Raw genomic sequence first — 14,292 nt, 5'->3', positions numbered from 1 at the left:
CGCCACGCGCCCAAGCCATCGAATCGGGAACTCGACGATGAGATCGCCTCGATCTTGCGCTCGCAGGCCAAGGTGTCCGTGCGGGAGCTCCTTCATCGCAAGGGCGGCGGCTGGGCCCGTCTGACGTCCAAGGAAATCGCTGTCGCGGTGCGTCGAGTGCAATCCAGGGCCAAGCGAACTCCGAAGCGGTCCGCAGTGACGGCGGTTGCCCCGCTCCCGGCCCCGGCGCCCGTCCCAGTGCTCCCATCTATGGAGGAAATTCGTCGAACGGTAATTCAAATTCATGCCCATCGGCCGTTGCTGGCGACCTGGGAGATTTCGCGTGACCTTCGTGCCAAGGGATGGTCGAACGTAACGACCGACCTGGTAAAGAGCATTCTTCCCCCGCCCGGCAAATCTCTGTTCCCATCCGTTCATAAACGGAGACGCGGCAAGAAGAAGCCACATGCGGGCCCGAAGACAAGTAAAGCCCTGCAGTCGAGAGCTGCCTCCGGCCGGGCGAAACCCGTCGCAGCCCCGCAAGCGCCCACACGCCAAGAACCGCTAAAACCTGCCACTCAACTCACGGTCTTCTGCCCTTCGTGCGAGGTGCGGATTTCGGTCCTCGGGTCCTGCCGTTGCTCGTAGATCCTCGGTCTGCGGTGCTAGCAAGGCACACGGGTGAGCCCGCCAAGTCGTTCTCCCCGCGGTGTCAGTAGTCGATGTTGATGGCGGCGACCTGGCGGCTGCCGTTGGAGACGATGGCCGGGCCGGCGAAGCGGGAACCGGTGTACGTCAGCGCCGTCTTGTGGCCGGGACTGTTGAACCACGCCTCGATCATCTGCTCCGGCGTGGCGGTGCCGGACGACGCGAACAGCACCTCGTGCCCGCAGTGCTTCAGCCCGCTGCCGGCGTTCAGGTTCTGCCGTACGCAGGCCTCCGCGTCGCGGTGCTGCGCCGCGCCGAGCTTGACCTCGGTCAGCCCGAGCGCGCGACGCCGCTCGTTGAGCAGCACCAGCAGCCGCCGTTCCGCGGCGGAGACACCCGTCGACGTGCCGGCCGACCGGGACGGCGACGGAGTCGGCTTCGGTGACGGCTTCACCGACCTGGCGGGACTCGGGCGCGCCGTGGTGGGGGACGGCTTCACCGCGGTCGCTGAGGGCTTCGCCGCAGTCGGGGAGGGTGTGGGCGCCGGTGTGGCGGTCGCGGCCGAGGGCTGCGCGGCTGCCACGCTCGCCGGCTGCCGGCCCGGCTCCTCCGGGTAGTTGGCGAGAACGAGCCCGCCCCCGCCGAGCACGGCGACGGCGGCGACGATGCCGATCAGGGTCTTGGACAGGGAGAGCGTCGACCGCGCCCCGGCGGTCACGACCTGCGCGCCGGGCGGTACGACGTGCGACGGCGAGGCGACGGTGCGCAGGTGGTGCGTGACGTCCGAGGCGAGCGCGGCCGGCGGCGGCGTGAGCGCCAGGCCGGCCAGCAGCCGCTCGGCCGGGACCAGGTCGGTCGTCGCGTCCGGGCAGTGCGGGCAGTCCCGGATGTGGCGGGCGAACCGCTTGCGCCACACCGGCGCGGGCCGGCGGTCCCAGCCGGAGGCCGTGTCGGCCAGGCCGGCGCACCCGGGCCGGGCGGTGAGGGCCCGTACGACCAGCCGGGCGGTGTCCAGCTGCGCCTTCATCCGGGAGACGCGCACTGTCACGTGGTGCGGGGCCAGCTTCAGGGCGTCGACCAGGTCGGCGCGGCTGAGGTGACCGGCCTCGACCAGCCACCACAGCGACAGCAGGTGGCGGTGGTCGTCGTCCAGCCAGCGCGTGGCCAGGACGACCTCCCGGCGCTGGTCGGCGAGGCGGAGCTGGGTCAGGGTCAGGTCCTCGAAGTCCGCGCGCGGGTCGATCACGTTGTCGATGTCCTCCGGCGGCGCCGGTGTGGTGTGCCGGCGCTGCGTGTGGGTGCGGATCTCGTTCATGGTGACGGCGACGAGCCACGAGCGGAAAAGCTGCGGCTCGCGTACGCCCGGCAGCCCGCGGACGACGCTCAGCATCGTGTTCTGCACCACGTCGTCGACGTCCGCCGACCGGTTCAGGGCCCGGCCCACGATGTTGTAGACCAGCGGCAGACAGTGCGAGACCAGCTCGTCCACCGCCGCCCGGTCGCCGCGGCGTGCCGCGTCCACCACCGTCGACATGTCGGCCCTGCCCGGGTACGCGTGAGAGGACACGCTCACAACCTCGCCTTCACCGAACGATCTCGTACACGGTGGAGACTGTCCGGTACGCGGTCAGGTCACACAAATGTGTGCGGTGTCGGTGGGAGGCGTTACCTTCTCCGCCATGCCATTGATCACAGTCACCGACGAGGTCGTCGGTGCTCCGAGCGGGCCCACGTGGACCATCGAGGTCTTCGAGGAGGAGGTACGCCTCGACGAGCTGATCCGGCGGCGGGTATCGCTGGAGATCGCCGAGTCCGGTGTGGACGTCGACGCGGGGGAGCGCACCCGTCTGACGCTCGACGCGTTCCGCCGCAACGCCTTCGTGGTGCTCGTCGACGACCGCCAGGTGACCGACCTGGGCGAGAAGATCCACCTGCACGCCGGATCCCGGGTCACCTTCCTCAAACTCGTCCCACTGGTGGGTGGCTGAGTGGACACGCAGGACGTGCAGGCGGCACTGCGCGAGGTGGTCGACGCCGCCAGTGGCTGGCGCGAGAGCGACGACCAGGCCTTCAACGAGCATCACCTGCGGCACTTCCTCGACGGTGTGGTGGCCGTGTTCGGCTGGGCGCCGGCCGGTTCGGTTCCGGCGCTGCTCGCCGCGCTCAACGACACGCGCCGGTCCGGTGATCCCGCTCCGCCGCAGGAGGAGCTGCTGTCGGAGGCCGTGCGGAAGGCCGAGTCGGTTGCCGCCGCCGTGACCGACCTGGCCGGCGACGACGCGGATCATGACCGCCGTGCCGCCGCCGCGCTGACAATGGTCGGCCACCTGCCAGGGCGGCCGCACCAGGACGTGAGCGTGTGGGACCGGGCCCGGGGCGAGGCGTGGCGCCGGACGGAAGAACTTCTGGCCGCGCAACCGGCGCCGGTGCGCCAGGTGGTCTTCGACGCGCTGACGGTGCCGGGGGAGAGCGGTGACAAGCAGACCAGACTGATCCGTGTCGTGCGCTCCGGCGGCGGCCTCGACGGCTCGGCCTGGCTCGGCCGGCTGGGCACTCAGGCCTGGCTGGGATTCAATTACTGGAGTTGGCACCTCAATCGGTTCACCTGGGAGGCCATCCAGGCGGAGGCGTCGGCCGGGCGGGTGAACCCGGCGGCGCTGGCGACCTGGCGCCGGACCCGGCTCGAACGTTCGCTGAGCGACATCAGCGACGAGGCCGAACGGATGTGGCCGATCCCCAACGTCGGTGAGCAGTGGGCCGACCGCGCGATCGCGGACGTCGAGGCGATGCCGGCGGATCGCCGGTCCGCGTGGGAGGCGCTGCTGGCGCACTGTCCGGTCGAGGTGGACAAGGCGAAGCCGACGGCCGGTTGGCGCAAGCAGGCCCGGTCGCTGCTCGACGCGGTGGGCGTCGACGATTTCACCGCCCGGCTCGACGACTGGCTCCCGCTCGTCGGGCAGGCGCGCAGCCTGCCGCTGCGCATGACCGCGTGCTGCCCCGGCCACATCGAGGACATGCCACCACGGATGATCGACCGCTACAACGTCGGGCTGCTGTGGGGACTGATCTGGATGCGGACGATGTGCCAGCCGTCCGAGCAGACACTGCGCAGCCTCGGCCAGATCGCGGAACGGGCCGCCCGCAAGATCTCCGGCCACGGCCCGGCGAGCCCGAAACTGGCGAACGTCGCTGTGGCGGCGCTCGTCGACACCGATCACCCCGCCGCCCTCGCCCAACTGGCCCGGCTGTCCTCGCGGCTGACCTACAAGAGCACGCTGCGCCTGGTGGAGAAGGGGCTGACCCGGCACGCCGAGGCGCGCGGTGTCAGCCGGGAGGACGTCGAGGAGATGGCCCTGCCCGGCTTCGGGCTGCCGCTCGCGGACAAGCTGGGCGACTGCTCGTACGAGCTGGAGGTGCGCGGTGTCGACGCCGTAGTGGTGTGGCGCAACGCGGACGGCAAGGTGGTCAAGACGCCTCCGGCCCAGGTGCGCAGGGACCACGGCGACGAGGTGAAGGAGCTGAAGGCGACTGTCGCCGACGTCGCCGCGACGCTCGTCGCCACCCGCGACCGGCTGGAAGGCCTGCTGCGACGCGACCGTTCGTGGACCGTCGAGCAGTGGCGCGAGCGGTTCCTGGACCATCCGCTGGCCCGTACGCTGGCCCGGCGTCTCATCTGGACCGTCGACGGCGTGGCCTGCTGCTGGGCCGGTGAGGCGCTGCGAACAGTGGACGACACAATGGTCGAGCCGGCCGACGAGGCGACGGTCCGGTTGTGGCATCCGGTGCTCGACCCCGACGCGGTGGGGCCGTGGCGGGACTTCCTGACCCGGCACGGGATCACCCAGCCGTTCAAGCAGGCGCACCGGGAGCAGTACCTGCTCACCGACGCGGAGCGGGCCACGGGCATGTACTCCAACCGGTTCGCCGCGCACATCGTGCGCCAGCACCGGCTCAACGCGCTGCTGTCCCGGCGTGGCTGGTCGTACGTCCAGCACCGCAACGACGGGGCCTCGTACGACCTGCCCTGGCTGGCCCTCCCGGACTGGGGGCTGCGCGCCGAACTGGGTGTCGCCGGGATCGAGGACCGGGGCGACGACCTCGTGTTCGACACGATGGGGACCGACCAGCTGTTCTTCATCCGGGGAGAGCGCCTGCCGGTTCCGCTGGCGGAGGTGCCGCCGGTCGTGCTGAGCGAGGTGATGCGCGACGTCGACCTGTTCGTGGCCGCGGCCGGGGTGGGCGCCGACCCGAACTGGTACGACGGTGGGCCGCAGGGCCGGTATCGCGACTACTGGGCGCAGAGCAGCTTCGGCGAGCTGACCCCGACCGGCCGAACGCGCCGGGACGTGCTGGCGGACCTGATCCCCCGGCTGGCCATCGCCGACCGGTGCACGCTCACCGACAGGTTCCTGGAGGTACGCGGCGACCTGCACACGTACCGCATCCACTGCGGCTCCGGGAACATCCTGATCGCACCGGACGAGCGGTACCTGTGCATCATCCCGGACTCGGCGAAGGCGAAGGAGCCGGAGATGTACCTGCCCTTCGAGGGTGACAGCCGGCTCGCCGAGATCATCAGCAAGGCGTTGCTGCTGGCCGCCGACAAGAAGATCAAGGATCCGGTGATCCTGCGCCAGCTGTGAGGCGGTCGGCGGGCGCCGGGTCCGGAGTCAGCCCGGCGCCCGCTTCGGCAGCAGCAGCTCCTCGTGGTCGAGTTCGCGTTCCAGCACGCGTAGTTCCTCGTCCGGCAGCCGCCCGGAGTCGCGCCACCGCAGCAACTCCTCGCGCTGCGCTTCGAGGACGGTCCTGCGGACCCGCAGCGCCGTCTCGTACTCCGGTGAGGTGGGCAGCTCCGACGATCCGCTCTGCTGGAGCAGGTCGAGCCGCCCCCGGTAGCGGGCCAGCCGGGTCTGCAACTGTGCCCGCGTGGTGTCGACGGCGACCCTGCTGTCCGGCTCCTCGGCGGCGACGAGGTCGAGGCGGGCCAGCGCGGCCTCCACCGCGGCCGAGCGGGCCTCGTTGCGTACCCGGGCCTGGTCGGCCTCGTTGGCGCGCAGGCCGAGCATGCGCACGAGCGGCGCGAACGTCAGGCCCTGCCCGACCAGCGTCACCAGGACGACCACGAAGGTGCAGAACAGCAGCAGGTCACGATCGGGGAAGGGATCTCCGCTACGGGTGGTCAGCGGCAGCGTGAAGATCGCGGCCAGGCTGATCACGCCCCGCGTACCGGACCAGCTCAGGGCCACCACCTCGCGGGAGGTCAGCCCGCGGGCGTTGCGGTCGACGCCGCCGAGCCGGCGTGCGGCATCAGGATCGTCGGTGTCGTCCTGTTCGGCGACGCCACCGAGCCGGGTGTGCAGCGACCGGGGGAGCCACTGGGTCAGGATCAGCCAGGCCGGGCGCAGAAGCAGCACCACGCCGACCGACACGGCGACGGCGATGACGATTGTCGACGTCTCGTACTGGCGCAGGCCCCGCATGACGGCGGGGAGCTGCTGGCCGATCAGCAGGAAGACGAAGCCTTCGAGGAGGAAGTCGACGAGCCGCCACACGGCGTTGGTCTGGAGGCGGGCGGCCCCGGAGCCGAACTGCGGCGTCTGGTGGCCGACGATCAGGCCGGCGACCACCACTGCCAGTACGCCGGAGACGTGCAGCGCCTCGCCGAGCAGGTACGCCACGAACGGCGTCGCGAGCGAGATCGCGTTCGACAGCAGCGGGTCCGCGGTGAGCGGCCGGACCAGCCGTTTCGCCCGTGCGACGACCACGCCCACCGCGATGCCGCCGGCCGCTGCCAGCACGAACTGCCCGATCGCGGCGGGGAACGAGAACGTGCCGCCCACGGCGGCGGCCACAGCGACGCTGAGCATGGTCAGCGCGGTGGCGTCGTTCAGCAGCCCTTCGCCCTGGATGATCGTGACCATCTTCGGCGGCAGGTTGACCCGGCGGCCCACGGCCAGGGCGGCGACCGGGTCGGGCGGCGCGATCGCGGCACCGACAGCGATGCCTGCCGCCAGCGTCGCGCCGGCCACGAACAGGTGGAACCCGATGCCCACGAGCAGTCCGGTGAGGAGCACCAGCACCACGGAGAGGCTGACCACGATCCGCAGGTTGCGGCGGATGTCCAGCAGGGAGGAGTCCAGCGCGGCGCTGTAGAGCAGCGGCGGCAGCACGACCATGAGCACGAGGTCGGGGTCGAGGCTGACGTTGGGGCCGGGGAGCAGCGCGTACGCGATGCCGATGAGTGGCAGCAGCGCGGCTGCCGGCAGGCCGGTCCGGGAGGCCACCCACCGCACGGCGATGACGACCGCGACGGCGGCGAGCACGAACAGCAGTGTCGAATGGGTGCTCACCTCGACCGACAGTACCCGCGTCGAGATCATCATGCGATGCGGACGGTGTCGTCAACCGAGGGTTGACGGTCGAGGATCGTCAACCTATGGTTGACGCATGGAGGAGACCGAACCGCTCAAGATGACCCAGCCGGTACGACTCGACGACCTCATCGACGGCATCAAGAAGGCGCACACCGACGCGCTCGATCAGCTGGCCGGCGCCGTTCTCGTCGCCGACCACCTGGGCGACGTGGCCGACCACCTGATCGGGCACTTCGTCGACCAGGCGCGCCGCTCCGGCGCCTCGTGGACGGAGATCGGCCGCAGCATGGGCGTGACGAAGCAGGCCGCCCAGAAGCGTTCCGCCGCCAAGGCGGAGACCGCCGCCGCGCTCGACCCGAACTCCGGGTTCGGCCGGTTCACCCCGCGCGCCCGCAACGTGGTGCTGGCCTCGCAGGAGGAGGCGCGGGCCGCGGGCAACGCCGAGATCACCCCGGGGCACGTCGCGCTCGGACTGCTCGCCGAGCCGGAAGGGCTGGCCGCCGCGGCGATCGTGGCTCGGGGCGTACCCCTGGAACGGCTGCGGGAGGTCGTCACCGCGACGCTGCCGGCGAAGGCCGACCCGGTCCCGGACCTGATCCCCTACGACGCACGGGCCAAGAAGGTCCTGGAGCTGACCTTCCGGGAGGCGCTGCGGATGGGGCACAACTACATCGGTACGGAGCACATCCTGCTCGCCCTGCTGGAGGAGGAGGGCGACGACGGCGTGCTGCGCGGCCTCGGCCTGGAGAAGTCCGCGCTGGAGTCGGCGTTCGAGGCGGCGCTCGCCGAGATCACCCGGAAAGGGGCCTGACACCGCGCCGGGCACGCGTCACGGGGGCGCGTGCCCGGCGTCCGGGTGTCAGTCTGCGGTGGGGAAGCCGTACCGGGCGGCGTGCTCCGGGTCGGCGGGGTCGACCTGGCGGATCCCGGCGTCGGCCAGCCGCTTGTTCACCTCGTCGAGGTGCTCCCGGACCAGCCGGGCCTCCTCCTCGGTGACCCGGCCGCGGTGCGGGCGCCCGGCGTGCTCGATGGTGCCGTAGTCGATCTTCTCGGTGGCGCGGCGGGCCTTCGGCGGCTTGACCCGCTCGGCGGTCCGCAGCAGCTGCGCCATCGGCACGTCGGTCGCCATCGCGTCGAACTCGCTGGCGGTCAGCACCACCCGGCGCGGCTCACCGTGGCCGTGCCGGTCGTGGATCTCCACCACCGCGACGTCGAGCGCCGCGTCGTCGATGCTCTCCACCTCGACCGCGGTGGCGTCCAGCTGCACGGGGCCGGCGACCAGGTCCGGGTGCTCCAGGACGACGACCTTGACCACCTCGTCGTCGGGGCTGAGCACCTGACCGGTGAAGTCGGAGACGTGGATCGTCTTCTTGCCCATGCGCGGAGCTTCTCCTGTCGTAGGCCGGAAATCGGACCACAAGACGCTACCGCACAGGTGTGCGAAGGCCGGTACGCCCGCCCGGCCGGTGTGTCGCCGCCCGCCCTCTCAGAGGGGCGTGAGGCCACGCCAGGCGGCGGTGCCGGCCGGCTGCGCGTTCAGCTCGGCCCAGGAGAGCGCCCGGTCGCGGGCCTCGCGGTACGCCGGCTGCGCCGGGAACCGTCCGGCGTCTGCGGCGGCCCGCCAGCCGCGCTCCGCGTCCTGCTGGAATCGGTCATTCGGTTCGTGAGGCATGACCACTACCGTCCCAGAGAAACTTGTCCATGTATGGAAATGAATATGACGCAGGGGCGATGCCTTCGGTTCCGCGAAGCGCCCGGGGTTCCTGCGGCCGGTGGCGGAACCAGGAATCGGCGCCCGTCGCTGGCGTGCCGACCCTCTACCCGCGTGCCGCGCGTCTCAACCGCGCCGCGATCGGCGAATTCCGCAGGCATGGGCGCGGCGTCCCGGCGTACCATGATCACGTGCTCGACCGGCGGGTCTTCCTTCATCTGGCGACCTGGTTGGGGCAGTGGCCGGCGGGCCCCGGGCTGCACGTGGTCCGGTCCTACCGCCGCGCCCGCCCGGCCTGGGACGGGCGGCTGCGCCCGGCCGTCGCGGTGACAGCGGGCGGCAGCACCGTCCTCTCGGTGGCCGCCGACCGGGTCGAGGCGGTCCGGACGCTGGTGCGGGACCGGCCGCTCGGGGAGTGGCTGCCCGACCTGCCGGGCGCGGTCGGCATGCCGGAGTTCATCGCGCACACCTCGGTCTTCCGGTGGTGCACCGACCCGGCGCCGCTGCCCGAGGTGGGGGAGTGGGTGCCGCCCACGCTGCCCGGGCTGCCGCCGTGGCTGCGGCTGTTCGACAGGGAGGTGCTCGTGGTCCGGGGCGCCGACGGCGCGTACCGGGCCGGCGTGGGGATCAAGCGGCACGACGCGTACGGCCACGAGCTGGCGGTGGGCACGGTGCCGACGGCGCGCGGGCGCGGCCTGGCCCGGCGGCTGGTCGCGCAGGCGGCCCGCCGGGTGCTCGACGAGGGGGCGATCCCCACCTACCTGCACGACCCGGGCAACGCGGCGTCCGGCCGGGTGGCCGAGGCGGCCGGGTTCCCGGATCGCGGCCTTACCGCGTTCGGCGTCTTCCCCCGCTGAGCCGGCCCGGATCCCCGGCCTGGCGCGGACCGTGGATCCCGGGCCGGATCCACGGTCCGCTGCTCTCCCCCAGGCCCCGACATCGGTAACGCTATGTGTTAGTGCCGGTGGTCAACAAGGGGTGTGCCACTGTCCGGTTACGGACTCTCACCTGCGCAATCGCTGGCAGGTGCGGCGGCGAAGTCAGTGACGCAGCGTGTGGATCAGTGCGAGCGCCTGACGGGTGACCGGCCGCAGCACGCGCAGCCGGGACAGCCCCACCAGCCGGTCCACGAGCGGTACCACGCCGTCGATGAGCTGCCGGGTCTTGACCTGCCCCTCCGAGCGGTCGTGCACCCAGTAGAGCACCACCCCCATGTAGCCGAGCCAGAGCAGCTCGGGCAGCGCCTCGCGCAGCTCGTCGTCGAGCTTGACGGTGGACCCGGTGAGTGCCTCGCGGAACAGCGCGATCGACATGTCCCGGGGTGCCGACGACTCGGCGGAGAACGGGCTGAGCGGCGAGGTCGGCTCGGCCGCCGTCTTGAAGAAGGCGCCCGCGAACGCGTGGTACGGGCTCAGCACGTCGACGCCCGCGTGCAGCACCCCGGCCAGTCGCGGGCCGAAGTCCCGCTCCCGGGCGAGCACCGGCGCGGCCGCCTCCCGGTGCTCGCGCTGGGTGCCCGCGTAGAACTCCTGGACCAGGTGCTCCTTGGAGCCGAAGTAGTAGTAGGCGTTGCCCACCGCCACGCCTGCCTCCTGGGCGACCGCGCGCATCGTCGTCCGCGCGTATCCGCGCTCGCGGAACAGCCGCATCGCCGTGTCCAGGATCAGCTGACGGGTCTGCTCACCCCGGGCCGTCGACCCCTGTCCACCCGCAGCGGTCGTCGGCGCACTCTGCTCGGTCATCGTCGTCACCGTATCCCGGTTCCCGGATCCGTTCGCGGACCGCTGAGGCCGCCGCCACCACCCGCCGGGCCAGCGGCAGCAGGTGCGGCCGGGCCAGCCGCTCGGCCGTACCGCGATGCTCGGCGAGCGCCCAGAGACAGGCGAACCAGGCGCCGTCGCCGCGGTAGACGGCGCCGGTGTCGGCCACCACCGTCAGGTCGCGCAGCGCGGCGTCGTGGTCCAGGCCGGGGAAGCGCCGCCGGGCCTCGGCGGACCCGGCCGGCACGAACTCCAGCGGTACGAGCTAGGCGCGCGAGGCGAGCCACCGCCGGGCGGCCCGGCACATCGGGCAGTCCGCGTCGAACAGGACGGTGAACCCGCGGATCCCACCGGCCCCGTGCCCGGTGGGATCCTGCCGGCGCCCGCCCGGGGCGGACGTCACCGGGCCGGCGGGTTCGGACCCGCCGGTACCGGTCCGCCCTGCGGCGGGAGCATTCCGACCGGCGGCAGCGGCGGGTGGGTGGCCTGCTGCCGCAGGCGGCCGCGGCGGTAGCGGCCGAGCGCGAAGACGTTGAAGAAGTGCAGCGCGCCGAGCACCAGCAGGACCAGCCCCACCTTCAGCGAGAGCTGCTCCAGCGCCTGGCTGGCGTCGCCGACCGGACCGGACTCCTTCATCGCCACCGTGACGTAGCCGAGGTTGAGCAGGTAGAAGCCGACCACCAGCAGGCTGTTGACCGCCTCGGCCAGCCGGCTGTCGGCGAACACGTCCTGCAGGAACACCAGCCCGTTGCGGGACAGCGCCCGCGCCACCCAGATGGTGAGGCCGATGCTCACCGTCAGGTAGGCCAGATACATCCAGACCTTCACGTCCATCCCCGTCGCCTCTCTTGAACGTGTTCAAATCTCGGGCACCGTGAGCGTACGACAGAACTTGAACGCGTTCAAGAGAGCGGCCCGCCGCCCTTCAGGGCAGCGGGCCGGGTGGGGCGCGTGGGTCAGGCGGTCAGGCCGAGCGCGTCGGCGGCGGCACGGCCGTTGGCGTGACTGGCGCCGTGGGTGGCGACGAACGCGCGCGCGCCCGCCGGCCGCCACGCGCCCGGCCAGCCCATCTCGACCACAGTCACCTGATGCGTGGCGGCCAGCGCCTCGACCAGCTCGCGCGCGCCGGGCAGCCGGTGCAGGTGCCGGCCGACCAGCACGACCGGCCGGTCCCCGGCGAGCCGCCGCAACTGGTCCGGGTCGGTGTCGCCCGCCACCGCGCGGGCCTGCTCGACCCCGGCGGCCAGGTGCGGGCCGAGCCCCCAGGGCACCCGCCCCTCGGCGATGGTGGAGGTGGCGTGCACCTGCACCACGAGCGGTGCGGTGTCGCGGGTGAGGTCGCCCTCGACGCGTACCGCCCGCAGCGCGGCGGCGTAGCCGAGGCCGTCGGCGGCCGGCGGCGGGGCGTCGGCGGGGCCGGTGGCGGCGGCGAGCGCGGCGGTCCGGCCGGCGGCCTCCTCGACCCGCTCCCGAGCCAGCCGGCCGTCGGTGATCGCCGCGACGATCTCGGCGGCGACCGACTCGACCAGCTCGGCGTCCACCCGGGCGCCGATGCACAGCAGGTCCGCGCCGGCGGCCAGGGCCCGCACCGCGCCCGCACCGACCCCGCCGGCGGCGAGCACGGCGCCCTTCATCTCCAGCGCGTCGGTGATGATCGCGCCGGTGAAGCCGTACTCGACGCGCAGCAGGTCGTGCAGGACCGCGCGGCTGAACGTGGCCGGGCCGTCGCCGGTCAGCGCCGGCACCCGGATGTGCGCGGTCATCACCGCGCGGACGCCCGCGTCGACGACGGCGGCGAACGGCGGCAGGTCGCGTTCCCGCAGGACCGCCGGGGGCACGTCGACTGTGGGCAGCTCGTGGTGGGAGTCGGCGACGGTGGCGCCGTGCCCGGGGAAGTGCTTGGCGCAGGCGGCCACGCCGGTCGACTGGAGACCGGCGACGGCGGCGGCCGAGTGGACAGCGACCCGCTTCGGGTCCGCCCCGAACGAGCGGGTGCCGATCACCGGGTTCTCGTCGGCGGTGTTCACGTCGACGGTGGGGGCGAGGTCGACTGTGATACCGAGCGCTGCCAGCTCCGCGCCGATCGCCGCGTACACCTGGCGGGTGAGGTCGGGGTCGTCCACCGCGCCGAGCGCGGCGTTGCCCGGGTACGGGCTGCCGGTGGCGTGCGCCAGCCGGGTGACGTCGCCGCCCTCCTCGTCGATCGCCACGATCACGTCGGGGCGGCCGGCGCGCAGCGCTGCCGTGGACGCCGCCACCTGGGCCGGGTCGTGGATGTTGGTACCGAACAGGGTGTGCCCGGCGAGCCCGTCGGCGAGCAGGTCGACCGCCCAGTCCGGCGGGACCGGTCCCGGGTACGCGGCCAGCAGCGTGCCCAGCGCGAGCCGGCGCAGTCCTGGATCCAGACCCACGAGTATCCCCTTTCCCTGCCGGGTCGTCCGACCTCTGCGGATGGGGGTGGCCGATACGCTAACGGGCACCCCTTGGCAGGCGTTTTGTGGTTAGAAAACTTTACTGAAAATTGAGGACGTTGGCATGAGTGCGACCCGGCTGCCCGGCACCCCCCGACTCCTGCGGGCGCTCAACGATCGTGCGGCCCTGGAGCTGCTGCTCGAACGCGGTCCGCTGACCCGGGCCCGGATCGGTGAGCTGACCGGGCTGTCCAAGGTCACCGCGTCCCAGCTCGTCGAGCGGCTGGAGGAGCGCGGCCTGGTCGCCCGGGTCGGCGAGCAGGCCGGCGGGCGGGGCCCGAACGCGCAGCTCTACGCCGTCCGGCCGAGCAGCGCGTACGTGGTGGGCGTCGAGGTGGGCGCGGAGCGGGTGGTGGCGGCCTGCGCCGACATCACCGGTACGGTGGCCGGCCGGGTCGAGCAGTCCACGAAGGACACCGACGACCCGGTCGGCGTGGTGCACAACGCCGTGGTCCAGGCGGCGAGCAGCGCCGGGGCGGAGCTGTCCGCCGTCCGGCGCGTCGTGCTCGGCACCCCCGGCCTGGTCGACCCGCAGACCGGCGACATCACGTTCGCGTTCAACCTGCCGCGCTGGCACAGCGGCCTGCTCGCCGCGCTGCGCGAGGACCTGGACACCCCGGTCGTGTTCGAGAACGACGTGAACCTCGCGGCGGTGGCCGAGGCGCAGTCCGGCGCGGCCCGTGGCACCGCCGACTTCGTGCTGGTCTGGGTGGACGCGGGCGTCGGCCTGGCCATCATGCTGGGCGGCCGGCTGCACCACGGCAGCAGCGGCGCGGCCGGCGAGATCGGCTACCTGCCGGTGCCCGGCGCACCCATCCCGCGCGACGTGTCCAAGCGGGCCAAGCCGGCGTTCCAGCAGCTCGTCGGCGCCGACGCGGTACGCGCTGTGGCCGCCGAGCACGGTTTCGCCAGCCCGGAGGCGGCGGAGCAGGGCGTCGCGGCGGCCCGGGCCGCCGAGGTGGTACGCGCGGCCATCGCCGCCGGCACCGCCGGTGGTCCGATGCTCGACGAGCTGGCCCGGCGGCTGGCGCTCGGTGTGGCGAGCACCTGCGTGGTGCTGGACCCGCCGCTCGTGGTGCTCGCCGGGGCGGTCGGGCAGGCGGGCGGGGCGGCGCTGGCCGAGCGCGTGCAGCACGAGGTCGCCGCGATCACGCTGGTCCGGCCCCGGGTGGTGACCACCGGGCTGACCGAGGAGCCGATCCTGCGGGGCGCGCTGCGTACCGCGCTGGACGCCGTACGCGACGAGGTGTTCGGCTCGACGGTCGGCTGACCGCGTCGTGCACCCTGGCGCCATGTGAAGGAATCCTTCATCATGGCGTCAGGGTTCGCAAGGAGTTGCCGAGGTGCGG

The 14,292-nt window shown here is 72.7% G+C and carries 13 protein-coding genes; 5 read left to right on the top strand and 8 right to left on the bottom strand.

Going from position 1 to position 14,292, the window contains the following annotated elements; translation table 11 throughout:
• Window positions 1-691: 691 nt before the first annotated feature.
• Window positions 692-2,194 carry a sigma-70 family RNA polymerase sigma factor gene (locus tag FHX31_RS23925; RefSeq protein ID WP_184977211.1) on the bottom strand — a complete coding sequence of 501 codons (1,503 nt, stop codon included), beginning with the start codon at window positions 2,192-2,194 and terminating at the stop codon, window positions 692-694.
• 112 nt (window positions 2,195-2,306) lie between these two features.
• Between FHX31_RS23925 and FHX31_RS23920 the strand changes: the two genes are divergently transcribed.
• Window positions 2,307-2,615 carry a hypothetical protein gene (locus tag FHX31_RS23920; protein WP_232236641.1) on the top strand — a complete coding sequence of 103 codons (309 nt, stop codon included), beginning with the start codon at window positions 2,307-2,309 and terminating at the stop codon, window positions 2,613-2,615.
• The gene (locus tag FHX31_RS23915; protein ID WP_402883172.1) at window positions 2,616-5,270 is read left to right on the top strand and encodes a DUF4132 domain-containing protein; all 2,655 of its coding nucleotides are present in this window, start codon (window positions 2,616-2,618) and stop codon (window positions 5,268-5,270) included.
• A 27-nt stretch (window positions 5,271-5,297) separates the two neighbouring features.
• Here FHX31_RS23915 and FHX31_RS23910 read toward each other — a convergent pair whose 3' ends face one another.
• Window positions 5,298-7,010: a Na+/H+ antiporter gene (locus FHX31_RS23910; RefSeq protein WP_013284428.1), complete on the bottom strand. Its 1,713-nt coding sequence runs from the start codon at window positions 7,008-7,010 to the stop codon at window positions 5,298-5,300.
• A gap of 64 nt (window positions 7,011-7,074) precedes the next feature.
• On the opposite strand from FHX31_RS23910, the gene FHX31_RS23905 reads away from it, so the two are divergent.
• Window positions 7,075-7,812, top strand: a complete 738-nt coding sequence (locus FHX31_RS23905) for a Clp protease N-terminal domain-containing protein (RefSeq protein WP_013284429.1) — start codon at window positions 7,075-7,077, stop codon at window positions 7,810-7,812.
• 48 nt (window positions 7,813-7,860) lie between these two features.
• Here the strand turns inward: FHX31_RS23905 and FHX31_RS23900 are convergent, their stop codons facing one another.
• Window positions 7,861-8,379 carry a hypothetical protein gene (locus FHX31_RS23900; RefSeq protein WP_013474282.1) on the bottom strand — a complete coding sequence of 173 codons (519 nt, stop codon included), beginning with the start codon at window positions 8,377-8,379 and terminating at the stop codon, window positions 7,861-7,863.
• 108 nt (window positions 8,380-8,487) lie between these two features.
• Window positions 8,488-8,673, bottom strand: a complete 186-nt coding sequence (locus FHX31_RS23895) for a hypothetical protein (RefSeq protein WP_013284431.1) — start codon at window positions 8,671-8,673, stop codon at window positions 8,488-8,490.
• Window positions 8,674-8,903: 230 nt separating this feature from the next.
• Between FHX31_RS23895 and FHX31_RS23890 the strand changes: the two genes are divergently transcribed.
• Window positions 8,904-9,569, top strand: coding sequence for a GNAT family N-acetyltransferase (locus tag FHX31_RS23890; protein WP_184977210.1), 666 nt, complete (start codon window positions 8,904-8,906; stop codon window positions 9,567-9,569).
• A 183-nt stretch (window positions 9,570-9,752) separates the two neighbouring features.
• Here FHX31_RS23890 and FHX31_RS23885 read toward each other — a convergent pair whose 3' ends face one another.
• The 4 genes from FHX31_RS23885 to FHX31_RS23870 form a co-directional block, all read right to left on the bottom strand.
• A complete protein-coding gene (locus tag FHX31_RS23885; protein ID WP_013284433.1) occupies window positions 9,753-10,454 on the bottom strand; it encodes a TetR family transcriptional regulator in 702 nt (233 codons plus the stop codon).
• A complete protein-coding gene (locus FHX31_RS23880; RefSeq protein WP_402884807.1) occupies window positions 10,393-10,719 on the bottom strand; it encodes a hypothetical protein in 327 nt (108 codons plus the stop codon). Before FHX31_RS23880 ends, FHX31_RS23885 begins: the two co-directional genes overlap by 62 nt.
• 152 nt (window positions 10,720-10,871) lie before the next feature.
• Complete coding sequence (locus FHX31_RS23875; RefSeq protein ID WP_013284435.1) at window positions 10,872-11,306, bottom strand: hypothetical protein; 435 nt, start codon at window positions 11,304-11,306, stop codon at window positions 10,872-10,874.
• 122 nt (window positions 11,307-11,428) lie between these two features.
• Window positions 11,429-12,883, bottom strand: a complete 1,455-nt coding sequence (locus FHX31_RS23870) for a glycoside hydrolase family 3 protein (protein ID WP_013284436.1) — start codon at window positions 12,881-12,883, stop codon at window positions 11,429-11,431.
• A gap of 124 nt (window positions 12,884-13,007) precedes the next feature.
• On the opposite strand from FHX31_RS23870, the gene FHX31_RS23865 reads away from it, so the two are divergent.
• Entirely contained in the window at window positions 13,008-14,213 is a 1,206-nt protein-coding gene (locus FHX31_RS23865; RefSeq protein WP_013284437.1) for an ROK family transcriptional regulator, read from the top strand.
• The last annotated feature ends 79 nt before the right edge of the window (window positions 14,214-14,292 follow it).

Source organism: Micromonospora sp. CNZ286, assembly GCF_014207755.1.
This window is presented reverse-complemented; position numbering and strand designations above follow the sequence as displayed.